Source organism: Nocardioides endophyticus, from assembly GCF_039543845.1.
Lineage (GTDB): Bacteria > Actinomycetota > Actinomycetes > Propionibacteriales > Nocardioidaceae > Nocardioides > Nocardioides endophyticus.
This window is the reverse complement of sequence record NZ_BAABKN010000006.1, coordinates 127603-146116: the sequence shown is the minus strand read 5'-3', so window position 1 is coordinate 146116 and position 18514 is coordinate 127603. Positions and strand designations below refer to the sequence as shown.

Below are 18514 nucleotides of genomic sequence, written 5' to 3'. Positions count from 1 at the left end.
CGACAGAGGTCCCACGAGAAGGGGCTACCGTCGCGAGACGACGCGCAGCAGGCATAGCCCTTCTTGCGGGAGCTCCTGGCCAGATGGCCGATGTTGCCGGTGTCCGCAAATACCCGAGTCTGAGTGCTCTGATCATCGCCTCGTGACCAAGGGGATGTCGATGTCACGCAAGAAGCTCTTCAACGTCTCGGGCTGGAGCCTGCGACGCAAGCTGGCCCTCGTCCTGGTGTTTCCGCTCGTGTTCGCCGTCTCCTTCGGCGTCGCTCGCGTGTCGCGCCAGGTGATCGAGAGCTCCGACCACGCCGCCGCGGCCAGCCAGGTGACCGTGCTGCCCTCGGCCGTCGCGTTCCTCGACGCCGCGGAGAGCGCAGCTGTCCTCGCACGCCGCAAGACCGCCGCCGTCGACGCCAAGCGGGATGCCGCGGTCGCGAAGGTCGACGAGGCGGCGAGCGCCTTCGAGGCCGCCACCGTCGACGCAGACCTGAGCAACGAGCAGCGCAATCAGGTCGAGTCGATCCTCTACCTCAGCCAGCAGCTGCGCTCCAACGACGGCTACCTCAGCGTCGGCCAGTCGGTGTCGCAGGTGCGCCAGCTGCACCAGGGGATCACCCAGCTCATCGCCCAGATCGTCAACGAGCAGGCGCAGCCCGAACCCAAGCTGCCGCTGCTCACGCAAGCCCTCGACGGACGGCTGGCGCTCGCGATGCAGCAGTTCCAGGTCGCGTACGCGAAGGGCGCGACCGCCAACCCGGTCGATCTCTCCGCCGAGGTCGGCGTCGAGGGTGCGGCCATCGACCGCCTCGGCACCTCCCTCGGAATCGACGACGACCGCGTCATGGCGCTCAACCAGAGCAATGCCCAGCGGTTCGGCGAGATCCGGGCCGGCGGCGTGGACATGGGCGGAGCCGAGGCGTACGAGCCGTACGACGAGCTGACCGCCGATCTGCTCGCCGACATCGACGGCGAACTGACCGCGGCGGCCGGGCAGGCCCGATTCACCGCAATCGCGAGTGCCGTGGTCACCGGCATGTGCCTCCTGGTCGCCGTGCTGATCGCGCTGATGATCGCGCGCACCATGCTGCGCCAGATCCGCACCGTGCGCGACGGCGCCATCCAAGTCGCCAACGAGGAGCTGCCCGAGACCGTCGGGCGGATCCGCGCTGGCGAGGCCCCTGGCGAGATCGCCCCGATCGGCATCACCACCGAGGAGGAGATGGGCCAGCTCGCCCGTGCCTTCGACGACCTGCACCGGCAGGCGGTGACCCTGGCCTCAGGCGAGGCGGAGCTGCGCTCGCAGGTGGGCGACATGTTCGCGACCCTGTCGCGCCGCAACACCACGCTCATCAACCAGCAGCTCGGCCTGATCGAGGAGCTCGAACAGGACGAGGAGGACCCGCGCCGGCTGGAGAGCCTCTTCCGGCTGGACCACCTCGCGTCCCGCATGCGGCGTACGGCGGAGAGCCTGATGGTCCTCGCGGACGCCCCGACCCCGGGGGCCGACGGCGCCGACCTCACCTTCGCCGACCTGCTCCAGGCCGCGATCGCCGGTGTGCGCGACTACCAGCGCGTGCAGATCCTGTCGACCCCGGACGGTCGCCTCGCCGGCGGTGCCGCGCCTGACGTCGTGCACCTGCTCACCGAGCTCGTCGACAATGCGCTCAACTACTCGCCGCCCACGGCTCCGGTGATGGTCGACGCCATCAGCACTGCCGACGGCGTCGAGATCGAGATCGCCGACGCCGGCCTCGGTGTCGCCGCCGACGACCTGACCCGCCTCAACGCCGAGCTCGCGTCCGGCGGCCAGGTGAACGCCGAGACCGCTCGCCGGATGGGCCTCCTGGTGGTCAGCCGGCTGGCTCTGCGCCGGGGCATCCAGGTCCGTCTCGAGCTCAACGACCGCGGCGGGGTGACCGCTCGCGTGGTGCTCCCCCCGTCGCTCCTCCCCGGCAGTACGCCGGCGCCGGCCCCGGAGCCGACCCCGGTCGTCTCGCCGCTCAGCCCGACGGCCGCGGCGACCAGCGACGAACCGGTCGCCGCCGCGGCTCCCACCTCGACGCTCGCTCCCCGCCCCGCGCCGATGGCCGCGGCCACGACCCCGGCCCCGCCCCAGGGGGAGGACCAGTCGACGACCAGGTACCTCGCCGCGATCGACGCGCTCACCCGGTTGCCCCAACGTCAGCCCTCGCGGGTCAGCGAGCCGGCCGCGGTGGTGCCGGAGCCGGAACCGGTCGAGGCCGCACCCGTCGAGCCCGAGCCCGTCGTCGTCGCCGCCGAATCCCAGCCCGAGGCCGAGCCCGTCGCCGTCGTGCCCGAGCCTCGATGGGAGCCGTTGCGCGAGCCCATGTCCGCAGGAGGAGAGATCGGCGCCGAGGAGTCCCCGATCTTCGCGACGCTGCAGTCGAACTGGTTCAGCAGCTCGACGAGCGCGCGACAGGGCTGGGCGTCGACCGAGGTCGAGGCCGGTTGGGAGGCGGCCCACCGGGTCACCGAGGCGCCGAGCGACGCGCTCGGCGCGGGCGGCCTTCCGGTCCGTCGCCCCGGCCAGCGGCTCGTCCCGGGTGGCGTCACTGCGGCCGCACCCCCGGTCGTACGCGACCCGGAAGCCATCCGGGCACGGCTGGCCGCCCACGCCGCCGGGGTGTCGCGCGCCCGCACCAGCCTCTCGGCCGAACCCGCCGACCCGTCACAGAAGGATGCCGACCCAGCATGAACGCGAACCCCTTCGCCCCGTCCGTGGCACAGCCGACCCGTGAGCTCGACTGGGTCGTGACCAGATTCGTGGAGGACGTGCCCTCCGCCGCCCACGCGATCCTCGTCTCCGCCGACGGGCTGTTGATGGCTGCCAGCACCGGCATCCCCGAGGACCGTGCCGAGCAGGTGGCGGCGGTGTCCTCCGGGCTGGCCAGCCTCGCCGTCGGGGCGGCCCGGCTCTTCGACGGCGGCGCCGTGCTCCAGACCGTGGTCGAGATGGAGCAGGGCTTCCTGCTGCTGATGAGCGTCGGCGACGGCTCCCACCTGGCTGTCCTGACCCAGGACTCCGCCGACATCGGCCAGGTCGGCTACGAGATGGCGCTGCTGGTGGACCGGGTCGGTCAGATGGTCCAGGCTCGAGCCCGCGTCCTGAGTGATACGCCCAGGTGACCCGATGGCAGCCGACACCTCGCCCGACGACGACGTGCCCAGCGGTGCGCCGGCCGTCCGCGTGCGCGCCTTCACGCTCACGTCGGGCCGCACGACCCCGCGCGTCGACCTACCGGTCGAGGCGACCCTGCGTCGTCTCGGCGCGGCGACCGCCGGCCCGGTGGAGTCTCACCTCACCCGGATCCTCGAGGTCTGCGACCGGCGCTCCGTCGCCGAGGTCTCTGCCCTGGTCGCCATGCCGATCGGCGTCGTTCGGGTGCTGCTCGCCGACCTCGTCGAGCTCGGGCAGGTCCGGGTGCAGACCACCATCCAAGAGGACTCGTCGTTCGCCGAACGCCGAGAGCTGATCGAGAGGACGCTCCGTGGACTACGCACGCTCTAGCGACCAGCGCACCGCGGCATCGACGAAGATCGTCGTCGCCGGCGGGTTCGGCGTCGGCAAGACCACCCTCGTGGGGACGGTCTCCGAGATCATGCCGCTGCGCACCGAGGCGCTGGTGACCAATCAGTCCGAGGGCATCGACGACCTCGCCGCCGTGCCGAGCAAGGGCACGACGACGGTGGCGATGGACTTCGGCCGGATCACCCTCGGCGAGGACCTCGTCCTCTACCTGTTCGGTACGCCGGGCCAGCGCCGCTTCTGGTTCATGTGGGACGACCTGTGCCTGGGTGCCATCGGCGCGATCGTGCTGGTCGACACCGAGCGGCTCGACGAAGCGTTCTCGCCGCTCGACTACTTCGAGCAGCGCGGCCTGCCCTTCATCGTGGCGGTCAACCAGTTCGAGGACGCCGCGACGTACCCGCTGGAGGACGTGGCAGCCGCGCTCGCTCTCTCCCCCGGCGTACCCGTGATCCGCATCGACGCACGCCGCCGCGAGTCGGTCAAGGAGGCTCTGGTGCGGGTGACGGAGTTCTCGTTGGAGCGGCTGAGCGCTGCTGTCGGCGCGTAGCCACCTGCGCGTGGTCGCTAGATTGGCCCGGTGAGCAGCCCTGCGCAGTCCCCGCTCGAGCGTCTGCTGCGAGTGCTGCGGCGGACGCTGCTCACCTTGTTCGGCGTGCAGATGACGCTGGCGATCGGCATGTCGCTGGTCGACTCGTACCGGCGCCGCGGCAAGAAGTCGAAGCCGTTCCCCATCACGCCACCGCGCGAGGTGTCCGTCGGCGGAGGCACCCTGACGCCGTACACCTATGGGCGCGACCTGTACGACGCGATGCTGGCCGCGATCGACGGAGCCCAGCGGCAGATCCTCTTCGAGACCTACATCTGGAAGGGTGACGAGGTCGGCGAGAAGTTCAAGGCCGCGCTCGCTGCCGCTGCCGACCGCGGCGTCGAGGTCTACTGCATCTACGACGGCTTCGCGAACCTCGTGGTCTCGCCGCGGTTCAAGCGCTTCCCGCCGACGATGAAGGTGCTGCGCTACCCGATCTACCCGGCGGGCTGGAAGTTCTACGACTTCGCCCGCTACGGCCGCGACCACCGCAAGATCCTGGTCGTCGACGACTCCGTCGGGTTCGTCGGCGGCTACAACATCGGCACGGCGTACGCCACCGAGTGGCGCGACACCCACGTGCGCATCACGGGCCCCGGGGTCTGGGACCTCAAGCGCGCCTTCGCGGACTTCTGGAACCTCAACCGCCGACGACGCATCGGTACGTCGGAGCGACCGCTGCTCCTCGAGACCGCGTCGACCTGGGAGACCCGGATCAGGTTCCACCGCAACGTGCCGCGGCTGTGGATGTTCCCGATCCGCTCGATGTACATCGAGGCGATCAACCGGGCCTCGCGACGGGTCTGGATGACGCACGCCTACTTCTGCCCCGACCAGGACTTCGTGGATGCCATGAAGGCGGCCTCGCAGCGCGGCGTCGACGTACGCCTGCTGCTGCCGCTGAAGTCCAACCACATCGTCGCGGACTGGATCTCGCGCGGCTACTTCACCCAGCTGCTCGATGCCGGCGTGCGGATCTTCCGCTTCCGCGGGGCGATGGTGCACGCGAAGACGTCCACGATCGACAGCACCTGGTCGACGATCGGCACCGCGAACGTCGACCGGCTCAGCCTCCAGGGCAACTACGAGATCAACGTCGAGGTGATCGACCCGGGCTTCGCGGCAACCATGGAGGAGATCTACGCCGCCGACGAGTCGAACTGCCTCGAGCTCACGGCGAGTGAGTGGGCGGCGCGCGACCTGCACCGCAAGTTCACCGAGATGATCCTGGCGCCCCTGCGGCCGTTGCTCTAAGCGCGGCTGGTGAGCTCGGGGACGCTCTTCGGGTCCTCGAGGACGGCCCGGGCGACCTCGCTCAGCCCTCGCCGATGGCTGCGGGCGTAGGAACGCAACAGGTCGAAGGCATCATCGACACCGACGGCATGGACCTGCGCCAGCACCCCCTTCGCCTGCTCGATCACCACGCGGTGGTTGAGAGCCGCCTGCAGCTGCTCGGTGAGCACCTCACCGCGGCTGATGGCGCGCTCCTGGAGCAGCCCGATGGTCGCCACGTCGGCGAGGGCCTGGACGATGCGGACGTCAGCCGGCGTCATCGACCCGGTCTGGGTCCCGAAGAGGTTGAGCGCGCCGATCACGGTCCCGCGCAGCCGCAGCGGAAAGGCGTGGACCGAGCGGAAGCCGGCAGCCACGGCCCGTGGCGCGAAGTTTGGCCAGACGTCGCCCGACTCGGCGAGGTCGACGTCGATCACGGGCGACCCCTGCCGGAAGCAGTCCTGGCAAGGACCTTCCTCGGTCTGGACCTGGAACAGCTCGACCGTCTCGGCCCGTTCGTCGGTGGCCGCCATCAGCCTGAGCCGACCGTGGTGGTCGGCGATGAGGATCCCGGCGCCCTCGGCCCGCACCAGATCGGACGTGTGTCGGGTGACCATCTGGAGGAACTCGATCAGGTCGAACTCATCGACGAGGGTGTCGGCGACCTCGACGAGCACCTCGGCGAGCCTCTCGGCGGTAACCATCGTCATTGCACTTCCTTCACGGACAGCGGCCAGGCTCGGGTGTCTCCTGCTCGTGACCTCATGGCTCGTCCGGTTCGAGGACAACTCTACCGGCCAGGATGTCCCGAGCGAGGTCGCCGAGCAGTCGATCCTGGGCGTACGCGTAGGCCCGCATCCGAGCCATCGCCTCGACCAGGCCCACCCCCAGCTGAACCGTCAGCATGCCCTGCGCCTGGTAGACCTCGTAGCGGTTGTCGACGGCGTCCTGCACGACCCGGTGCGGCCCACCTGGCGCGGGCAGCGAGTCGAGCAGTTCGACCGTCGCCACCTCTGCGAACGTGAGCGCCTGCGCCAGGTGCTCGTCCGACAGACCGCCGACCACTTCCCGGTAGACGCCCATCGCGCCCAACCGGGCGGCGCCGATCTGCAGCGGGAAGGAGAACACGGCCCGGACGCCGTAGGCCCGGACGGCCGGCACGTAGCCCGGCCACCGGGTCCCTGCGGAGCCTCGGAGGTCGGAGCAGAGAACCGGTCGGCGGGCCGCGTGCGCCTCGAGGGAAGGGCCTTCACCCAGCGCGAACTGCAGCCCCTCCACCTGCTCGGTCACCGGACCGGACGCCGCCACCGTCAACTGGGCATCGACCTCCGCGATCAGGCAGATGCCGACCCCTCTGGCCGTGAGCGCGTCCGACGCCGCCCGACAGAGACGCTGCATCCGTCCGACGATCCCGGGCTGGTCCCCGGGCGCCGCGTCCTCGTTCTCCACCAGTGCCCGCACCTGCGCGAGACGGGGACCGGGGCCGCTCACCGGACTCGCAAACGGCGACCACGTGGCTGGACGATCACGAGGCTCCCGCCTGACCGGACGTACGCGGACGCGGTTTCGACCACGTGGTCTGTCGCACCCTACAGCGCCGCTGCGTCAGTGACGCCTCATGAGACCGGCCAGGGATCAGCGGCCAGCAGGACCGCGACCGCCTTGTCGGCAGAGACGATCGTGGGAAACAAGCCGTCCGAGCCGGTGAGCGCCAGCACCCGGCGTACGGGCGGCGACGGCGCGATCAGCTGCACGACGCCCGCCTCGCCGAGACGTCGTCGTACGCCGAACAGGATGCCCAGGCCACAGGCGTCCAGGAAGGTCACCCCGTCGAGCTCGAACGCGACGTGGCTGACCGCGTCACCGATCAGCCCGTGGACGAGCGGGCGTGCCTGGATGTCCATCTCCCCCTCCACCTGGAGGATGGTCCACGAGCCGAACCAGTAGCGACGCACCAGGACGGTCGGCGCGGCGACCGCCGCACCGAACCTGCTCGGGTCGACCGCGGTGTGCAACGACGTGTACGACGAGCGGCGAAACCTGCGATGAGTGACCATCCCCGGAACCTCGATGGAGGTCATGGCTCTCGATGGCGGGGTCCGGGCCACTGACGTCTCCATCATCCTCCTCGGGCGCTTGGAAGTACATGCCCCAAACGGGGGGCCTGCGAGGCTTTACCCCCGCTCACGGGAGGTCCACCACCGCCGCCACCCGGTCCTCGCGGCTCACCGGGTCGAGGCGCACCCGCCAACGCGAGCCGTCCGGTGTCCCACACGGCCGGAGCAGCTCGACGGCGGAGCGGGCGTTGGCGCACGCGAGGCCCCGCACCTCTCCCCCCGCCTCCACCTCGACGACCACCACCGTCGGCCCGGACAGCGCCGACAGATCCGCGTCGAGCGAGACGACGCGCGCGCTGAGCCGCCCCGTCACCGTGGCGCTCCGCTCGACGACCCCGCGCAGGACGTACGTCGCGCGCAGCATGGTCGTCGAGTCGTCGAACCGGACCAGGCGGGATTCGGCTCCGATCGTGAGGTCGTCGGCGATGACGGTGCCGTCCGCTGCCACGAGTCTCCCGTCGGTGGCGCGGATCGAGCCGGTCCGCCCGTTCATCACCGGTGCGGCGAGCGAGAGCTCGTCGATGCCGTCGCCGTCGCGGAGCCACTGGCTCACCTCGACGCTGCCGTCCGCGCGGATCTCGCTCAACACGAGCGATCCGCGCTCGGGGAGGTCGACCGGCGCGAGCAGCGGGAGGACGGTGGGGGCGGCGCTCTGCGGATCGGAGTCGTCCGAGCGCAGGTAGCGGACGATGGCGACGCACTCCAACACCAGCAGCACCGCTCCCACGCCCACCAGGACCGCGACGACCCTCCGCCGCCGGCTGCGCGGTCGCTCGGGTGCCGACGGGTCGGACTCGTGCTCCGGCTCGCGTTCTGGCGTCTCGCTCTCGACCGCGCGGGTCGCGATCCGGTGCGGCGGTCGCCGTACCGGCCTGGACGTCGACCTGCCATGGCCGCTGCGGACCGGGCGACCGGGCGGTACAGCGCGCGAGCTCGGCTTCACGCCCGGCTCCTGGCGTGCGGAGGGCCCACGGGGACCGCCGTGACCACGGCGAGGTTCTGGTACCCACCTCGATCGGCCAGGTACGGCGGCGCGCAGGTGACGAGCGTCAGGCGGCGTGGCCCCCGGACCGAGTAGATGCGGGTGGCGTCGCGCAGCCTCGACCGCAACACGAGCTCCCGGGACCGGATCGCGAAGGTCTGCTCCAGGCCCCGCGACCGGACCCGCAGGCGTTGCCCCTCTCGTACGGCGAGCAGCTCGGCGAAGGACCCCAGACCCTGGTCGACGGCGTCGACGTGGCCGGCGATCAGGGTGGAGCCGAACGGGTCGCCGAGCCGCGCACCCGTCCGCCACCAGCCGGCCTCGGTGACGTCGTCGGGCACGTCGAGCAGACCACGTCCGCGCGTGCCGGCGGCTCGGACGGGGACGACGGTGCCGCTGGGTAGGCGGACACTCACCGGTCGCTCGGCGGCGGGAGGACCGGCGCGCTCGGCCGGACGCGCGTCGAGCGACCGGACTCCGTCGTCGGGGCGGGTCGACGCGCTCGGCGTCCCCTGCCGGTCACCGTCCGCACAGGCACCCGTGAGCGCGAGGACCACGGCTCCGGTTGCCACGAGGGACCTTGACGGGACCACGGCGTCAACGCCCGTAGATCGTGACCTGTCGAGTGCGGACCAGCCCTGCCGAGCCGGTTCCGATCTCCCGGAGCGGTGCGGCGTTCGTCGTACCGATCGACTCCTGGTGGCTGATCACGTTCATCGAGCCGTCCGTCGGCGTCCCCACTGCGTAGACCATGGTCACCGTCCCAGCCGGGAGGTCGACGTCGAGAGGCCCGAGGATCGGGTCATCGGACGTCCCCGCGGGCACCACCTCCGCGGAGTGCTGGCCGGCAGGCACGTCGGCCGTCGCGAACTCGCCGTTCGCGATGTCCTCGAACACGACCTGTCCGTCGACGCGAACGTCGGCCGGCGGCACGGTCGCCGTGTGGGCGACGAGGACACGTGCTGTGTCCGGCGCGGCTGGCTTCGCGGAGACCCGGTAGACGTCCGCGACCGGGTCACCGCCGGGGTCGGCCGGCAGGTGCAGGACCAGGTCGACGCTCCCTCCGGCACGGATGCGGACGTTGGCGCTCATGGGCTCTCCGGAGCCCGGCTCGAAACGCACGGTGTGGTCACCGGCGTCCAGCTCGATGGGCCCCAGCACGGCACCGACGTCCGCCTTGTCGGTCTGCTCCTCGCCATCGACCGAGACGGCGTACGTCGCGCCCGGGACCGCCTGCACGACGAAGAGCTGGCCCGGGCTCGCCGGTGCGTGGGCAGCAGGAGCCGCGGCGGAGGTCGTCGACACGGCCGCTGCGGCCATGACGACGATCGGGATCATGAGGACGCGACGTGTTGACATGTCCTACGCGTACCCCGCTCCCGGGCTGCCGATCGCGCGCGGCCATGGTTTACCCGAACTTGGGTAGCCGTCAGGTGCGCGTGACTCTGGCCGGGAGATGCGTACGTGGCGCCATCCGGGCTCCGTGGCGCGGCCGGTTGCGACCGGTGAGCAGCAGCAGGGTGACGACGCGGTTGCGGTGCGGACGCCACGGCTCCAGGTAGTCGGCGAGCTCGGCGTCGTCGAAGTCCCGCCCCGTCACAGCCCAGCCGACCTGCTGCGCGACGTGGTAGTCACCGAAGGAGACCGCGTCGGCGTCGCCGTGGGCACGCTGCCGGACCTCGGCGGCGGTCCATACTCCGATGCCGGACAGGCTGGTCAGCCTCCGCTCGACCTCGTCGCCGGGCAGCCCGACCGTGCGCTCCAGCGAGTCGGCGACGCGGGCAGCGGTGACGAGAGCGCGCGAGCGCGCCGGGTCGATGTGCATCCGGAGCCACTCCCAGGACGGCACCTGGCGGATGGTGCCAGCCGAGGGTTGGACCCAGAGCTTGAGGTCGGCGCCGGGGCCGGGCGCGCGCTCGCCGTACCGGTGCACGAGCATCCGGAACCCCGCGAACGCCTCCTGCCCGGTCACCTTCTGCTCGATGACCGCGGGTGTCAGGGCCTCCATCACCAGGCCGGTGCGGCCGATCCGCCACTGCCGGTAGTGGCGCCAGCCCTGCTCCACCTCGGGCGTGCGCGGCTCGAACCCGGACAGGTCGTCGTCGGCACCGAGCAGCGTCGGCACCGACTCCAGCGCCCAGTCGGCGCCAGGCCCCCAAGCCTCCGCCCGGACGACGCCTTCGCAGGAGCGTGGCTCGATGGCGAGGGTGGCCGGCCCCGCCGGCGTACGGATGCCGCGCCAGTGCCGGTCGCCGGCGACCCGGTACGTCGGGTCGCCACCGCCGCGCTTGTGGAGGCCGAGCGCCGCGCCGACCGAGCACGGCCAGTCGGGTCGCCACTCCCTCACCAGCCCGTCCACGCGTCGACCCTAGCCGCACCCCAGGACACTGGAACACGTTCTAGTCTTGGCCCATGACGCTGCAGATCGACGACCGCAACCGGGTCCGCACCATCACCCTGGACCGCCCCGAGGCGCTCAACGCCTTCGACGAGGCGCTCTACGACGCCACCGCTGAGGCGCTGCTGGAGGCGGCCGAGGACCCGGGAGTGGCGGTGGTGCTGCTGACCGGCAACGGCCGCGCGTTCAGCGCCGGCACCGACCTGCTGGAGATGCACGCCCGGGCGACCGACCCCGACTTCGTGCCCGGCAAGCACGGCTTCCTCGGTCTCCTCGATGCGCTCGTCGCCTTCCCGAAGCCGCTCGTCTGCGCGGTCAACGGCGTCGGGCTCGGCATCGGCGCCACGATCCTGGGGTACGCCGACCTCGCCTTCATGTCGACGAACGCTCGGCTCAAATGCCCCTTCACCAGCCTCGGCGTGGCGCCCGAGGCGGGATCGTCGTACCTCTTCCCGCAGCTGGTCGGTCGTCAGGACGCCGCTTGGATGCTGCTCTCCGCGGAGTGGGTCTCGGCGCAGGAGGCACTGGCGATGGGGCTGGTGTGGCGCGTCTGTGAGCCCGACGATCTGCTGCCCGAAGCACGTCGGCACGCCGAGGTGCTCGCCGCTCGGCCGATCTCGTCGCTGGTCGCCGTGAAACGGACCATGACGGAGCCGCTGCGGGCCGGGATCGCCGCGGCGCGCGAGCGGGAGAACGCCGCCTTCGCCGAGCTGATGGGCGGGCCGGCCAACCTCGAGGCACTGACGGCGTTCGCCGAAGGCCGCGAGCCCGACTTCACGTCGCTTCCCCCAGGTTGGTGAACGGCCCGTTACATCTCGGTCGGCCTCTGGTGGGAGCGCGCCCAACGCTCTAGCGTCGTCGCCATGACCGATCTCCCTCACATCGTCCTGGTGCATGGCGCCTGGGCAGACGGCTCCTGCTGGAGCTCCGTGATCAGCCGCCTCCACGAGCGCGGCTACGGCGTCACCGCGCCCCAGTTCCCCGAGTCCTCACTCGCCGCCGACGTGGCGCGGCTGCGCCAGGTGCTCAATCGGCGGAGCGGTCCGACGGTCGTCGTCGGGCACTCGTACGGCGGCCAGATCATCACCGCCCTCAACGAGGACGCGCCCAACGTGGCAGCTCTGGTCTACATCGCCGCCTTCGGCCTCGACGAGGGCGAGTCGATCGGCGCGCTCGTCGAGAGCGGTCCGCCCTCCCCGGCCCTGGCCAACCTGGACGTCGACGCGCTCGGGTTCGCCTGGCTGCCCGAGGGCGACTTCGTCGGCCACTTCGCGGCTGACGTCGACCCCGCGCAGGCCAAGGTCATGCACGCGGTGCAGCAGCCGATCTCACTGTCGGCCTTCGGCGACGTCATGGGTGTGCCCGCCTGGCGCAACCTGCCGTCGTGGTACCTCGTCGCCACGAACGACGAGGCGATCCCGCCCGACGCCGAGCGGCAGTTCGCGGCCCGGATGGGGGCCACGACCGTCGAGGTCGCGTCGAGCCACGTCCCGATGGTCTCGCAGCCGGACGAGGTGGTCGCACTGATCGAGGCGGCCGTCGCGGGGGTCTCGGGCTAGCACGCCCAGGTCGATCGCCGCGGGACGTCATGCGGATGGAGCAAGCGGACGCACTGTCCGCATGACGTCCTGCGGGCGAGCCGCAACCACTAGGAATCGAATGAAGCCGGTGGCTCGGTCAGCACCCGCAGCGCCAGGTCTGTCGTCGACGGGACCCCGAGATGGCCGACCACCCGGGCGACCCGGTCCGGCTCGAGCGGAAGCAGCCCCGGGCTGCCCGGCACGTCGGGCGTCAGGCCGAGGTCGAGGTCGGTGCGCCCCGACATCATCGCCAGGTTGAAGTCGAACCGCTCCCTGGCCTCAGGGGTGACCAGCCGCTTCAGGACGGCGGCGCCGATGCGGCGGGTGCCCTGCTCCTCGCAGTAGGAGTCGAGCGTCGCCACGAGGGTCGCGCCGTCGCAGTGCTCGATGTCGGCCCACACGGCCTGCATCGAGCCCATCTGGGACAGCAGGACCGACGCGGACTTCTCGCCGAGGCCGGGCACGCCCGGCAGGTTGTCGCTGGCGTCGCCGCGCAGCGCGGCGTACTCCAGATAGTGCTCCGCCGCGACGCCGTACATGGCGTGCAGACGGGCGGGGTTGAGCAGCGGCGATCCGGTGATCCCACCGCTGATCAGCCGCAGCACCTGGGTGTGGTCGCTGATGTGCGCGAACACGTCGCGGTCGGACGTGATGAGGACGCAGTTCCATCCCTGGCGCTCGGCCCACGTCGCCGCCGAGGCGTTGACGTCGTCGGCCTCGAGACCGGGCGGGGTGACCGTGCGCATCCCGAGCGCGTCGAGCAGGGCGCCGGCCCGGTCGAGCTGGTCGACGAGCGCGGGATCCTTCTCGGCGCGACCGGCCTTGTACGCCGGGTAGGCCTGCTCGCGCAGCGACGAAGTCCGGTCGTCGAGGCCGAAGAGCACGGCGTCGGGCGCGAACTGGTCGATCGCCTCCAGGATCTGGCGCAGCATCCCGTGCAGGGCCCACGCGGGCCGACCGCCGCGGTCGTGCAGCTGGGACTCGACCCGGGCGTGGTGGTTGCGGTGCAGCAGGGACGGCGCGTCCACGGCGAGCAGCAGGCGACGGTCGGTCACAGGAGTCCCAGTCCGACCAGGTGACGTCGTACGGCGTCGGTGTCGGCCGCCAGCACGAACGGGACGTCGTGGTCCCAGCTGTCAGTGACGGCTTCCACCCGACCGTCACCGGGGTCGAGGCGGACCTCGCGGATGTAGACGGCCAGGATCCGGCCGGGGTGCTCGCGCACGACGTCGGCGTAGATCTCGGGGTCCTTCTCGCCCGAGTCCCCGATCAGCACGAAGGACAGGTGCGGGTGCAGGTCGAGGATCTCCGCGATCCGCTCGTGCTTGCGGGCGCGGCCCTCGCGGTTGCCGATCAGGTCGCGGAGCAGGAGGGGCCCGAGCGGGAAGTCGCGGTGCCGGAGGAATCCGATCAGGAAGCCGTAGAGGTTCCAGGGGCTCGACGACACGTAGAAGATGGGGTTCGCCCCTTGGGCGAGGTCCTGGTAGAGCTCGGCGGCGCCTGGGAACGGCGTACGCGTGAGTGCCGAGCCGGTGAAGGTCTGGCGCAGCATCATGCCGACCCGTTGGACGCCGGTCTCGAGGATGGTGTCGTCGACGTCGGAGATGACGCCGAAGCGAGTCTCCGGGCCGGGCACCCGGATGCGGAGCGGGGTGCGATGGGGCTCGGTCAGGCCGCGGTACTCCCCCGCCAGCTCGACCTCGCCGTCCTGCCAGGGGTCGGTCAGCGACGTCGGATGAAGCTCGGCCCGGAAGTAGCCCTCGTCGTCGGTCTCGACCTCGGCGGTGGCGTCTCCCACGGTGATCCGCAGGGGTACGCCGGGCAGCTCGTCGGTCACGAACTGGCTCAGACTGCGGCGCAGCGCCGCACCCGCTCCCTCGCCCTCCATGGCCGGCGTCATCGGCGGGTTGTCGAGCACCCGTCCGCGCACGACGACGCCCTCCGGGCCGCCGTGGCCGAGGTAGGCGTCGATCCGGAAGCTCTCCGGGGTCCGGCCGGCCTTGCGGCGCAGCCGAGCGGCATCCCACCGGCGCTCGGCCTCCACCAGCAACCACTGCTTGCGTCCCACGGGGCAAACCTAGTGTCGGTGCGTTGGTCTTGAATGGGCGCATGCTGCTTGCCGACGTGGTCGCCGCCTCGGCGACGGTCGCCGCCACCCGGTCGCGCAAGGCCAAGATGGCCGCGATCGCGTCGTTGCTCGCCGTCGCGTCGCCCGACGAGGTGGAGACAGTGACGGCGTACGTCGGCGGCGCGCTGCGCCAGCGCCGCACGGGACTGGGCTGGCGCGGGCTGTCCTCGCTGCCTGCCCCGGCGTCGGATCCGTCGCTGACGGTGGCGGAGGTGCACGCGGCGTTCGACGCGTTGGCGGAGTTGTCGGGGTCGGGGTCGCAGGCGGCCCGCTCGGCGGCGGTGGCCGATCTCTTCGGGCGGGCGACCGCGGACGAGCAGGTGTGGCTTCGAGGCGTGGTCACCGGCGCCGTACGGCAGGGGGCGCTGGACTCGCTGGTGCAGGAGGGCCTCGCTGTCGCAGCCGAGGTGCCGCTGGCCGCCGTACGACGGGCGGCGATGCTGGCCGGCTCGACCGTGGCGGTGGCGCGGGCCGCCTTCGACGGGGTGGACGCGCTTGCCGCGATCGGGCTGGAGGTCGGGCGCCCGGTGGTGCCGATGCTCGCGTCCAGCGCACCGACGGTGGCTGACGCCCTCGCCAAGGCGGGCGGTGGCGCGGAGGTCGCGGTCGATGTGAAGCTCGACGGCATCCGCATCCAGGTGCACCGCTCCGGCGACGACGTGCTGGTCGCGACCCGGTCGCTCGACGACATCACCGCCCGCCTGCCGGAGGTCGTCGAGGTAGCGCGGTCGCTGCCGGCGTCGTCCTTCGTGCTCGACGGCGAGGCGTTGGCGCTGGGCGAGGACGGGCGGCCTCGACCGTTTCAGGAGACGGCGTCACGCACGGCGATGAGCGAGGGCGTCGTGGTGACGCCGTACTTCTTCGACGCCCTGCACCTCGACGGCGAGGACCTGCTCGACTCCCCCGCGTCGGTGCGAGCGGAGGCGCTCGAGCGCTTGGTGCCGCCCGAGCACCGGGTGCCGCGGCTGGTGACCGCCTCGGTGTCGGAGGCCTCGGCCTTCCTCGAGCAGACGCTCGGCTCCGGCCACGAGGGTGTCGTGGTGAAGTCGCTGACCGCGCCGTACGACGCCGGTCGCCGTGGCGCCGCCTGGGTGAAGGTGAAGCCGGTGCACACCCTCGACCTGGTCGTGCTCGCGGTCGAGTGGGGCTCTGGCCGGCGTGAGGGCTGGCTCTCCAACATCCACCTCGGCGCCCGCGACCCGTCCTCGGGCGAGCTGGTCATGCTCGGCAAGACGTTCAAGGGGATGACCGACGAGATGCTCGCCTGGCAGACCGAGCGGTTCACCGAGCTCGCGGTCTCTCCCGAGACGATCCGGGGCAGCTACGTCGTCGAGGTCCGCCCCGAGCAGGTAGTCGAGATCGCGTTCGACGGCGTCCAGCGCTCGACCCGCTATCCCGGTGGCGTTGCGCTGCGGTTCGCCCGGGTGGTGCGCTACCGCGACGACAAGCCGGTCGCCGACATCGACACGATCGACGCCGTGCGTGGGTACCTCTCGTAGGCTCGGACGGTGACCCGCGAGAAGAAGAAGTGGAGCGACCTCACCCCGACGCAGCAGAAGGCGCTGATCGCCGGAGCGGCAGTGGAGGTGGTGCTGACCGGCGTCGCCCTGCGCGACCTGGTCCGGCGGCCCGCGCACGAGGTCCGCGGCCGCAAGTGGCAGTGGGCACTGGCGTTCACCGTGCAGCCGTTCGGGCCGATCGCGTACCTCCTGAGAGGTCGACGCTCCGCAGGCTGAGCGCTCCAGCCCCTGCCGTTTGCGACACGACGCCGACCCGTCACAACCGTGCAACTGCCAGTTGCACAGAGGTCCAGCGCCGCCCCTAACATGTCGCCATGACGACTGCCCCCGAGAACGACGGCCGGCGTACGGCAGCGGCGGCGCGGCGGCGGGCCCGCGAGAAGGACATCATCGCGGCGACCCGCGGCCTGTTCGACAAGCGCGGAGTCCGGGACGCCCAGATCGAGGACATCGCGAAGGCGGTCGGGATCAACCGGGCGATCGTCTACCGGCACTTCACCGGCAAGGAGGAGCTGTTCGCGCTCACCCTGGTCGGCTACCTCGACGAGCTGCGGGCCGACCTGATCGCGGCGATCGCGACCTCGACCGACGCCGAGGAGCAGCTGACGGCGTTGGTCACGGCGTTCGTCGACTACGGCGTCGCACACCCCGCGTTCGTCGACTGCGCGCAGACCCTGATGCGGCGTACCGGGCCCGACCTGCTCGACGAGATGTCGGAGAGCGCGCTCTTCCGCCTCGGTCGCGGGATCTCCGGCTGCCTGGCGGTGCTCACGCAGGTGCTCGAGCACGGCGTCGAGGAGGGCGTGTTCCGGGTCGAGGACCCCGTGCTGCTCGCCAACACGCTCTACGCGAGCGGGCTCGGCGCCCTGCAGCTCGCCCGGGTCGGCATCCTGGTGAAGGAGGCCGCCCCCGGCATCCCCACCGTCGGCACCATCTCCCCCGAGCAAGTGCGCGACTACCTGGTCGCCTCCGCGCTGGCGCTGGCGACCCGCTGACGCCAGGACGTCATACGAATCGAGCGCTCCAGGCCGCAATTCGGATGACGTCCGGGGCGACGCTCTACCGCTCCAGGATCGCCACGACTCCCTGACCACCAGCGGCGCAGATCGAGATCAGCGCCCGGCCGGAGCCCTTCTCGGCGAGCAGCTTCGCGGCCACGTTGACGATCCGGCCACCGGTGGCGGCGAACGGGTGCCCGGCGGCCAGCGAGGAGCCGTTGACGTTCAGCCGGGAGCGGTCGATCGAGCCCAAGGGCGCGTCGAGGCCGAGGCGCTCCTTGCAGAAGATCGGGTCATCCCACGCCTTCAGCGTCGAGAGCACCTGGGAGGCGAACGCCTCGTGGATCTCGTAGAAGTCGAAGTCCTGCAGAGTCAGCCCGTTGCGCGCAAGCATCCGCGGGACGGCGTACGCCGGCGCCATCAGCAGGCCCTCGCCGCCATGGACGTAGTCGACCGCGGCCGTCTCGTGGTCGACGAGGTAGGCGAGCGCCTCGTGCCCGTGCTCGGACGCCCACTCATCGGACGCCAGCAGTACGACGGAGGCGCCGTCGGTCAGCGGGGTCGAGTTGCCGGCGGTCATCGTGGCCGCCTCACCGCGGCCGAAGACCGGCTTGAGCTTCGCGAGCTTCTCGACCGACGAGTCGGCCCGCAGGTTCTGGTCCCGCGAGACGCCACGGTACGGCGTGAGCTGGTCGTCGAGGAAGCCCGCGTCGTACGCTGCCGCGAGGTGCTGGTGCGACGCGGCCGCGAGCTCGTCCTGCTCCTCGCGGGTGACCTGCCACTCGAGGGCGGTCAACGCGGCGTGCTCGCCCATCGACAGGCCGGTGCGCGGCTCGCCGTTCTGCGGGATCTCGAGGCCGATGTCGCCGGGCCGGATCGCACCCAGTGCCTTCACCTTCCCCACGGTGTCGCGCGCGGCGTTGAGCTTCATCAGCTTCTTGCGCAGCTTGTCGCTGATCGCGACCGGAGCGTCGGAGGTCGTGTCGGTGCCACCGGCGATGCCGACCTCGATCTGACCCAGCGCGATCTTGTCGGCCACCTGGATCGCGGCCTGGAGCCCGGTGCCGCAGGCCTGCTGGATGTCGGTCGCGGGCGTCTCGGGCGACAGCTTCGAGCCGAGCACGGACTCGCGCGTCAGGTTGAAGTCGCGGGCGTGCTTGAGCACGGCGCCGGCGACCACCTCGCCGACGCGCTCGTCCTCGAGGCCGAACCGCTCGACGAGGCCGTCGATCGCGGCCGTGAGCATGTCCTGGTTGGAGGCATCCGCGTAGACGGTGTTGGAGCGGGCGAACGGGATCCGGTTGCCGCCGATCACGGCGACCCGACGGGTGTGCCTCGAGCTGCTGAGTTCCATGGATCCATCCTTGATCGCGACTCGCGCGGAGAGAA

The 18514-nt window shown here is 71.5% G+C and carries 20 protein-coding genes; 10 read left to right on the top strand and 10 right to left on the bottom strand.

The genetic code is table 11. The features are described 5' to 3' along the window. The first annotated feature begins 160 nt into the window (after positions 1-160). The 5 genes from ABEA33_RS05365 to ABEA33_RS05345 are packed head-to-tail and all read left to right on the top strand — an operon-like array spanning position 161 to position 5384. Complete coding sequence (locus tag ABEA33_RS05365) at positions 161-2710, top strand: ATP-binding protein (RefSeq protein WP_345525604.1); 2550 nt, start codon at positions 161-163, stop codon at positions 2708-2710. Continuing rightward, positions 2707-3141, top strand: coding sequence for a roadblock/LC7 domain-containing protein (locus ABEA33_RS05360; protein WP_425577333.1), 435 nt, complete (start codon positions 2707-2709; stop codon positions 3139-3141). Before ABEA33_RS05365 ends, ABEA33_RS05360 begins: the two co-directional genes overlap by 4 nt. Positions 3142-3145: 4 nt before the next feature. Then, a complete protein-coding gene (locus ABEA33_RS05355; protein WP_345525603.1) occupies positions 3146-3523 on the top strand; it encodes a DUF742 domain-containing protein in 378 nt (125 codons plus the stop codon). Next, positions 3504-4091, top strand: a complete 588-nt coding sequence (locus ABEA33_RS05350) for a GTP-binding protein (protein ID WP_345525602.1) — start codon at positions 3504-3506, stop codon at positions 4089-4091. Before ABEA33_RS05355 ends, ABEA33_RS05350 begins: the two co-directional genes overlap by 20 nt. A gap of 30 nt (positions 4092-4121) precedes the next feature. Continuing rightward, entirely contained in the window at positions 4122-5384 is a 1263-nt protein-coding gene (locus tag ABEA33_RS05345) for a phospholipase D-like domain-containing protein (protein WP_345525601.1), read from the top strand. On the opposite strand, the gene ABEA33_RS05340 is transcribed toward ABEA33_RS05345, so the two are convergent. From ABEA33_RS05340 to ABEA33_RS05310, 7 genes are all read right to left on the bottom strand, one after another. Then, positions 5381-6112 (bottom strand): GAF and ANTAR domain-containing protein, encoded by a 732-nt coding sequence (locus ABEA33_RS05340; protein ID WP_345525600.1) that lies wholly within the window; start codon positions 6110-6112, stop codon positions 5381-5383. The genes ABEA33_RS05345 and ABEA33_RS05340 overlap by 4 nt on opposite strands. Before the next feature lie 52 nt (positions 6113-6164). After that, positions 6165-6851: a GAF and ANTAR domain-containing protein gene (locus ABEA33_RS05335; protein WP_345525599.1), complete on the bottom strand. Its 687-nt coding sequence runs from the start codon at positions 6849-6851 to the stop codon at positions 6165-6167. Positions 6852-7018: 167 nt separating this feature from the next. Next, complete coding sequence (locus ABEA33_RS05330) at positions 7019-7459, bottom strand: STAS domain-containing protein (protein ID WP_345525598.1); 441 nt, start codon at positions 7457-7459, stop codon at positions 7019-7021. A 127-nt stretch (positions 7460-7586) separates the two neighbouring features. After that, positions 7587-8462 carry a hypothetical protein gene (locus ABEA33_RS05325; RefSeq protein ID WP_345525597.1) on the bottom strand — a complete coding sequence of 292 codons (876 nt, stop codon included), beginning with the start codon at positions 8460-8462 and terminating at the stop codon, positions 7587-7589. Next, positions 8459-9073, bottom strand: a complete 615-nt coding sequence (locus tag ABEA33_RS05320; RefSeq protein ID WP_345525596.1) for a class F sortase — start codon at positions 9071-9073, stop codon at positions 8459-8461. Before ABEA33_RS05320 ends, ABEA33_RS05325 begins: the two co-directional genes overlap by 4 nt. Before the next feature lie 25 nt (positions 9074-9098). Further along, positions 9099-9860 (bottom strand): DUF4397 domain-containing protein, encoded by a 762-nt coding sequence (locus tag ABEA33_RS05315; RefSeq protein WP_345525595.1) that lies wholly within the window; start codon positions 9858-9860, stop codon positions 9099-9101. Positions 9861-9930: 70 nt separating this feature from the next. After that, a complete protein-coding gene (locus ABEA33_RS05310) occupies positions 9931-10860 on the bottom strand; it encodes a DNA-3-methyladenine glycosylase family protein (protein WP_345525594.1) in 930 nt (309 codons plus the stop codon). Between the two features lie 53 nt (positions 10861-10913). Here ABEA33_RS05310 and ABEA33_RS05305 point away from each other — a divergent pair, with 53 nt between their 5' ends. Both ABEA33_RS05305 and ABEA33_RS05300 read left to right on the top strand, forming a co-directional pair. After that, a complete protein-coding gene (locus tag ABEA33_RS05305; RefSeq protein ID WP_345525593.1) occupies positions 10914-11699 on the top strand; it encodes an enoyl-CoA hydratase/isomerase family protein in 786 nt (261 codons plus the stop codon). A gap of 63 nt (positions 11700-11762) precedes the next feature. Then, a complete protein-coding gene (locus ABEA33_RS05300) occupies positions 11763-12458 on the top strand; it encodes an alpha/beta fold hydrolase (protein ID WP_345525592.1) in 696 nt (231 codons plus the stop codon). Positions 12459-12547: 89 nt separating this feature from the next. On the opposite strand, the gene ABEA33_RS05295 is transcribed toward ABEA33_RS05300, so the two are convergent. Then, on the bottom strand, positions 12548-13534 hold the full coding sequence (locus tag ABEA33_RS05295) for a 5'-3' exonuclease H3TH domain-containing protein (protein ID WP_345525590.1): 987 nt from the start codon (positions 13532-13534) through the stop codon (positions 12548-12550). Further along, entirely contained in the window at positions 13531-14547 is a 1017-nt protein-coding gene (locus ABEA33_RS05290; protein ID WP_345525589.1) for an App1 family protein phosphatidate phosphatase, read from the bottom strand. The genes ABEA33_RS05295 and ABEA33_RS05290 overlap by 4 nt, the downstream gene beginning before the upstream one ends. A gap of 41 nt (positions 14548-14588) precedes the next feature. Between ABEA33_RS05290 and ABEA33_RS05285 the strand changes: the two genes are divergently transcribed. The 3 genes from ABEA33_RS05285 (at position 14589) to ABEA33_RS05275 (ending at position 17122) form a co-directional block, all read left to right on the top strand. Beyond that, complete coding sequence (locus ABEA33_RS05285) at positions 14589-16106, top strand: ATP-dependent DNA ligase (protein ID WP_345525588.1); 1518 nt, start codon at positions 14589-14591, stop codon at positions 16104-16106. Positions 16107-16115: 9 nt separating this feature from the next. Further along, positions 16116-16343, top strand: coding sequence for a PLD nuclease N-terminal domain-containing protein (locus ABEA33_RS05280; RefSeq protein ID WP_345525587.1), 228 nt, complete (start codon positions 16116-16118; stop codon positions 16341-16343). A 98-nt stretch (positions 16344-16441) separates the two neighbouring features. Beyond that, complete coding sequence (locus ABEA33_RS05275; protein ID WP_345525586.1) at positions 16442-17122, top strand: TetR/AcrR family transcriptional regulator; 681 nt, start codon at positions 16442-16444, stop codon at positions 17120-17122. A gap of 64 nt (positions 17123-17186) precedes the next feature. Here ABEA33_RS05275 and ABEA33_RS05270 read toward each other — a convergent pair whose 3' ends face one another. Beyond that, on the bottom strand, positions 17187-18479 hold the full coding sequence (locus ABEA33_RS05270) for an acetyl-CoA C-acetyltransferase (protein ID WP_345525585.1): 1293 nt from the start codon (positions 18477-18479) through the stop codon (positions 17187-17189). Positions 18480-18514 lie beyond the last annotated feature (35 nt).

Coding starts and splice junctions, on each gene's coding strand:
- ABEA33_RS05365 (WP_345525604.1), top strand. CDS start 161: ATGTCACGCAAGAAGCTCTTCAACGTCTCGGGCTGGAGCCTGCGACGC.
- ABEA33_RS05360 (WP_425577333.1), top strand. CDS start 2,707: ATGAACGCGAACCCCTTCGCCCCGTCCGTGGCACAGCCGACCCGTGAG.
- ABEA33_RS05355 (WP_345525603.1), top strand. CDS start 3,146: ATGGCAGCCGACACCTCGCCCGACGACGACGTGCCCAGCGGTGCGCCG.
- ABEA33_RS05340 (WP_345525600.1), bottom strand. CDS start 6,112: ATGACGATGGTTACCGCCGAGAGGCTCGCCGAGGTGCTCGTCGAGGTC.
- ABEA33_RS05330 (WP_345525598.1), bottom strand. CDS start 7,459: ATGGTCACTCATCGCAGGTTTCGCCGCTCGTCGTACACGTCGTTGCAC.
- ABEA33_RS05315 (WP_345525595.1), bottom strand. CDS start 9,860: ATGTCAACACGTCGCGTCCTCATGATCCCGATCGTCGTCATGGCCGCA.
- ABEA33_RS05305 (WP_345525593.1), top strand. CDS start 10,914: ATGACGCTGCAGATCGACGACCGCAACCGGGTCCGCACCATCACCCTG.
- ABEA33_RS05300 (WP_345525592.1), top strand. CDS start 11,763: ATGACCGATCTCCCTCACATCGTCCTGGTGCATGGCGCCTGGGCAGAC.
- ABEA33_RS05285 (WP_345525588.1), top strand. CDS start 14,589: ATGCTGCTTGCCGACGTGGTCGCCGCCTCGGCGACGGTCGCCGCCACC.
- ABEA33_RS05275 (WP_345525586.1), top strand. CDS start 16,442: ATGACGACTGCCCCCGAGAACGACGGCCGGCGTACGGCAGCGGCGGCG.
- ABEA33_RS05270 (WP_345525585.1), bottom strand. CDS start 18,479: ATGGAACTCAGCAGCTCGAGGCACACCCGTCGGGTCGCCGTGATCGGC.